This window comes from Nostoc sp. CALU 546, from assembly GCF_048836525.1.
The window spans coordinates 1-3,802 of record NZ_JAWJTF010000216.1 but is presented as its reverse complement, the minus strand read 5'-3'; the positions used below and the strand labels follow the sequence as shown (position 1 = coordinate 3,802).

The 3,802-nt window shown below is 41.0% G+C and carries 3 protein-coding genes and 1 pseudogene; all 4 read right to left on the bottom strand.

Features of this window, described 5'->3' with window-relative positions; translation table 11 throughout:
* Nucleotides 1-461 precede the first annotated feature (461 nt).
* A pseudogene (locus tag RRG12_RS41720) lies at nucleotides 462-641 on the bottom strand (Uma2 family endonuclease); the annotation flags it as partial.
* Nucleotides 642-650: 9 nt separating this feature from the next.
* The gene (locus RRG12_RS41715) at nucleotides 651-1,955 is read right to left on the bottom strand and encodes a hypothetical protein (RefSeq protein ID WP_420758852.1); all 1,305 of its coding nucleotides are present in this window, start codon (nucleotides 1,953-1,955) and stop codon (nucleotides 651-653) included.
* A 104-nt stretch (nucleotides 1,956-2,059) separates the two neighbouring features.
* Nucleotides 2,060-2,353, bottom strand: a complete 294-nt coding sequence (locus tag RRG12_RS41710; protein WP_420758853.1) for a hypothetical protein — start codon at nucleotides 2,351-2,353, stop codon at nucleotides 2,060-2,062.
* Nucleotides 2,354-2,475: 122 nt separating this feature from the next.
* A partial coding sequence (locus RRG12_RS41705) for a transketolase family protein (protein WP_420763195.1) occupies nucleotides 2,476-3,802 on the bottom strand: 1,327 nt, incomplete at its 5' end.

Below are 3,802 nucleotides of genomic sequence, written 5' to 3'. Positions count from 1 at the left end.
ATCAGCAGCAGCCGGTTTCGCGGGAACTAGGGTGACACCAGCTAAACTTGCAGCCATGAGGCTGGGTAGAAGTGTGCGTTTTAGGATGTTATTCATTGTGTTACCTTCTCAAAACATCAAACAATTGGATAAAAACCAAAGTTACTGGAGTCAGAGAAAATCATATTTTTTCACTTGGACAACAGCAACTATTTATTGTTTGAGGACATATATATCATTGCATTTGCAAAGTCATAACTGCATCCACTGAAAGCATGAATATAGATTAAGTCCTGAGAAGGCCTTGCTGATTTATTAGACGATACTAGAGATTACACATTGACAAAATAAACTAAAAATGCACTATAGATTTTTAGATATGAAAGTTTTATTTTTTCAGTAGTAGCAAGCGATTTCTGATGATCAATCGCGTACTGTTTACCGTATCTATCTAAAGATAGTTGCCAAAATAACTAAACTCACTATTCAAAGTTAATATTTAATTCTCTTAGTTTAGCAGCCAAACGTTGCGATCGCGCTTCTGTTTGCTGCGATCGCTCCTATCCTGTTTGTAGCAAATCACCCTGATTATTCCACCAGCGCAACCAAGGTAATTCTAGATTCTGATATTGATCTTGCCAAATTCCTAATTCCACACCCATCGCTTCAGTTTATTTTTTAACCCAAGGAACAGCTTCGATATTTTCCTGATAAAATTCCTTATTTGCTATACGGTTGAAGTAGTCGCCTTTGTACTCAAAAAGATTTAACAGAATGAGTTCTAGATACCATAATCCAAGTTTATAAGTATCTATCTGTTCTGGAAAGGGTCGATTAAGATATTTTTGACGCTTTTTTGGATTAGGATGAACGATTGCATTACGTATCTCTGTTAAAGCCTGTGCGCCATCAACCCAATTTAATTCTTTTGAGGCTTTGAGCAATTCAGTTAAGCTGTCAGGTATTTTTAGCGGGACACCACACTGTGAAAGGAGACGTCTTAGTTGTTCAGCTGCTGGAAGTTTTTTAAATTCTTGTTGACTGATGATAGCTTTTTCTTCCACTAGAAGAGTCCAAGCAAGGATTTCAAAAGCAGCTTGCATCAAAACAATGGAACCTTGTACAGATCCGGCTTGAGCAATACTTTCCAAATACCAATGGATTGCAAACCTTATTGGCTGATTCCAAGTAGTACTTTGCCAGCGATTAAGGAAACCTGGAAAAAGTTTACCGAGACTGCAAGAATCTTGTGAATCTGCAAACCACGAATGCACACTTCGCCAGGGTGATATTGTATAAGAAGTACAGTTTTCCCACACCTTTTTCCCACTGTTGTCATAACTGACTAATAGAATGGGAGAAGTCCTAAAGCCTCTAGAAAAAGAGAGAAACCAATGCAAAGCTTCTAATATATCATCAGCTTCCTCTGTTGTAAAAGGCTTTTTATCGGAACGTTCAAGTTTCCCCACATGAGTTATGGCGTAGCCTCCTTTTGATTCAAGAGACTTTATAATATCTCCGAGGTTTTGCAGGCTGTCAATCGAAGCACTCCAACTCTCAGCTTTTAATATAAGCCTACCCCACCAAATTTGCCTTGGTGTTGATATAGCCATCCCGTGAAATTTATGAAAGTTGGTTAGGTGAAAGAGTATATGTGATAAATTATTTTCCGACCTTAATATTGCTGGTTTATTTAGAGTACCTGAAATATCCCCACTTTGATGCTCAAAGTCGATAGGAATACTAGAAATCCAAACTTCAGCAGAACTTTGGATTTCTGAAAAGTTTAGATTACCTTTACCAAGTTCAAGTTTAAGAAGGGACTCATTATTAGATTTTGAAAACAGGAACTTAACATCGGGAGATGGCAGCCATTCAAAGGAAACAGTACCATTTCCTTCATATACAGTTCCTTCTTGAGTAATTTTTAAGGAACCTTGATAAAGTTGGATAGGTTGATTAGGTTCTCCAGTCACTTCTTGTCCCGAACGATTAGCATCCCGTAGTTTCCTCGCAACAGTTGCATTTCTCCTCAAAATGTAACTAACAATATTTGTATCTAATAAATAAGTCACTTTGTCTATTTTCGCTTTACTGCATCATCGTACATTTTGATTTGCTCTGGGGACAAATCATTTAACGTACCAGAAAGTGCTTCTAAGACAAGAATCTTATCAATTCTGCGTGTCAGTTCATGCTCGGTTATAGCTCTCATTTCCTCTGGTGATAACTGTCCAAAGAGTTCTACTAACATTTCTATTATTTCCTGTTGGTTTAACTTAGTTTGATATAAGCTATTACCTTTAATGAGCTTTTCAACTATTGGTGATATGCGGTTACTCAGTTCTTGATGATAATTAGTAATTTCTGGCATAATTTCCTCCATTCATCCAATAATTATCTTAATTATAAACAATCTCCCTCAGCGCCCTTCTGTGTAAAAAAAAGGCGGGCAAGATGCCCACCCCACAATATTTTGAGAATATTCTGTTGCTATTAACCCAACAATTGTTTAGCCTTAGCTAACACATTATCAACGCTAAAACCAAACTTCTCTAAACAAACACCACCTGGAGCCGAAGCGCCAAAGCGATCAATACTAACGCAATCGCCTTCAGTACCGACATATTTGTGCCAACCGAAACTGCTACCAGCTTCCACAGACAAACGCTTGGTGACAGCTTTCGGCAGAACCGACTCTTTATAAGCCGCATCCTGTGCTTCAAACAGTTCCCATGAAGGTAGCGAGACAACACGGACTTTCTTGCCTTCAGCCTTGAGTTTTTCGGCTGCGCCGACGGCGAGGCTCAATTCTGAACCAGTGGCAATCAGGATGAGATCAGGTGTACCTTCGCTATCCACCACGGTGTATCCACCCTTGGCTACGCCCTCAATGGATGTACCTGCCAAGTTGGGAACATTTTGACGGGTGAACGCCAACAGAGACGGAGCATTTTCCTTCGCTTTCTCGATCGCTATTTTATAAGCACCAGAGGTTTCGTTACCATCTGCGGGACGGAACACGGTTAAATTAGGAATAGCTCGCAAGGAAGCGAGAGTTTCAATGGGTTGGTGTGTAGGGCCATCTTCACCTTGCCCAATGGAATCGTGAGTCATCACCCAAATCACGCCAGCTTGAGAAAGGGCGGATAAGCGGATGGCAGCACGCATATAATCTGTGAAGATTAAGAAGGTTGCACCGTAGGGAATTAATCCTGAAGTGTGCAGAGCTATACCATTACAGATTGCGCCCATAGCATGTTCCCGCACACCAAAGTGGATGTTGGGGTTTTGGTATTCTCCCTTTTGGAAGTCGCCTTTACCCTTAATTTCAGTCAAGTTGGAGTGGGTTAAGTCAGCTGAACCACCAATCAATTCAGGTAAAACTGCCGCTAATTTGTTGAGGCAAGTTTCTGAGTGTTTGCGGGTGGGTAGTCCTTTGTCTTCGGGGGTGTAGGTGGGTAGTACCTTGTCCCAACCATCGGGTAGTTTGCCGCTAATGTAGCGTTCAAATTCAGCCGCTTCTTGGGCATACTTAGCTTTGTAGTCGGCAAATGTTTTGTTCCATTCTTCTTCGTAACCTGCGCCACGTTCAACAGCTTTACGTGTGTGGTTGAGGGCTTCTTCTGGAATTACGAAAGGCTCGTATTCCCAACCCAAATTTTTCCGAGTTAATGCTATTTCGTCTCCACCCAAAGCAGCACCGTGAACGCCAGCAGTGTTTGCCTTATTGGGGGAACCATAACCGATGGTGGTTGTCACCTTAATCATTGATGGTTTATCGGTGACAGCTTTAGCTTCTTCAATTGCTTTGGCGATCGCT

Excerpts from the sequence above, each read along its gene's own strand:
- RRG12_RS41710 (WP_420758853.1), bottom strand. The coding sequence starts at position 2,353 with ATGCCAGAAATTACTAATTATCATCAAGAACTGAGTAACCGCATATCA.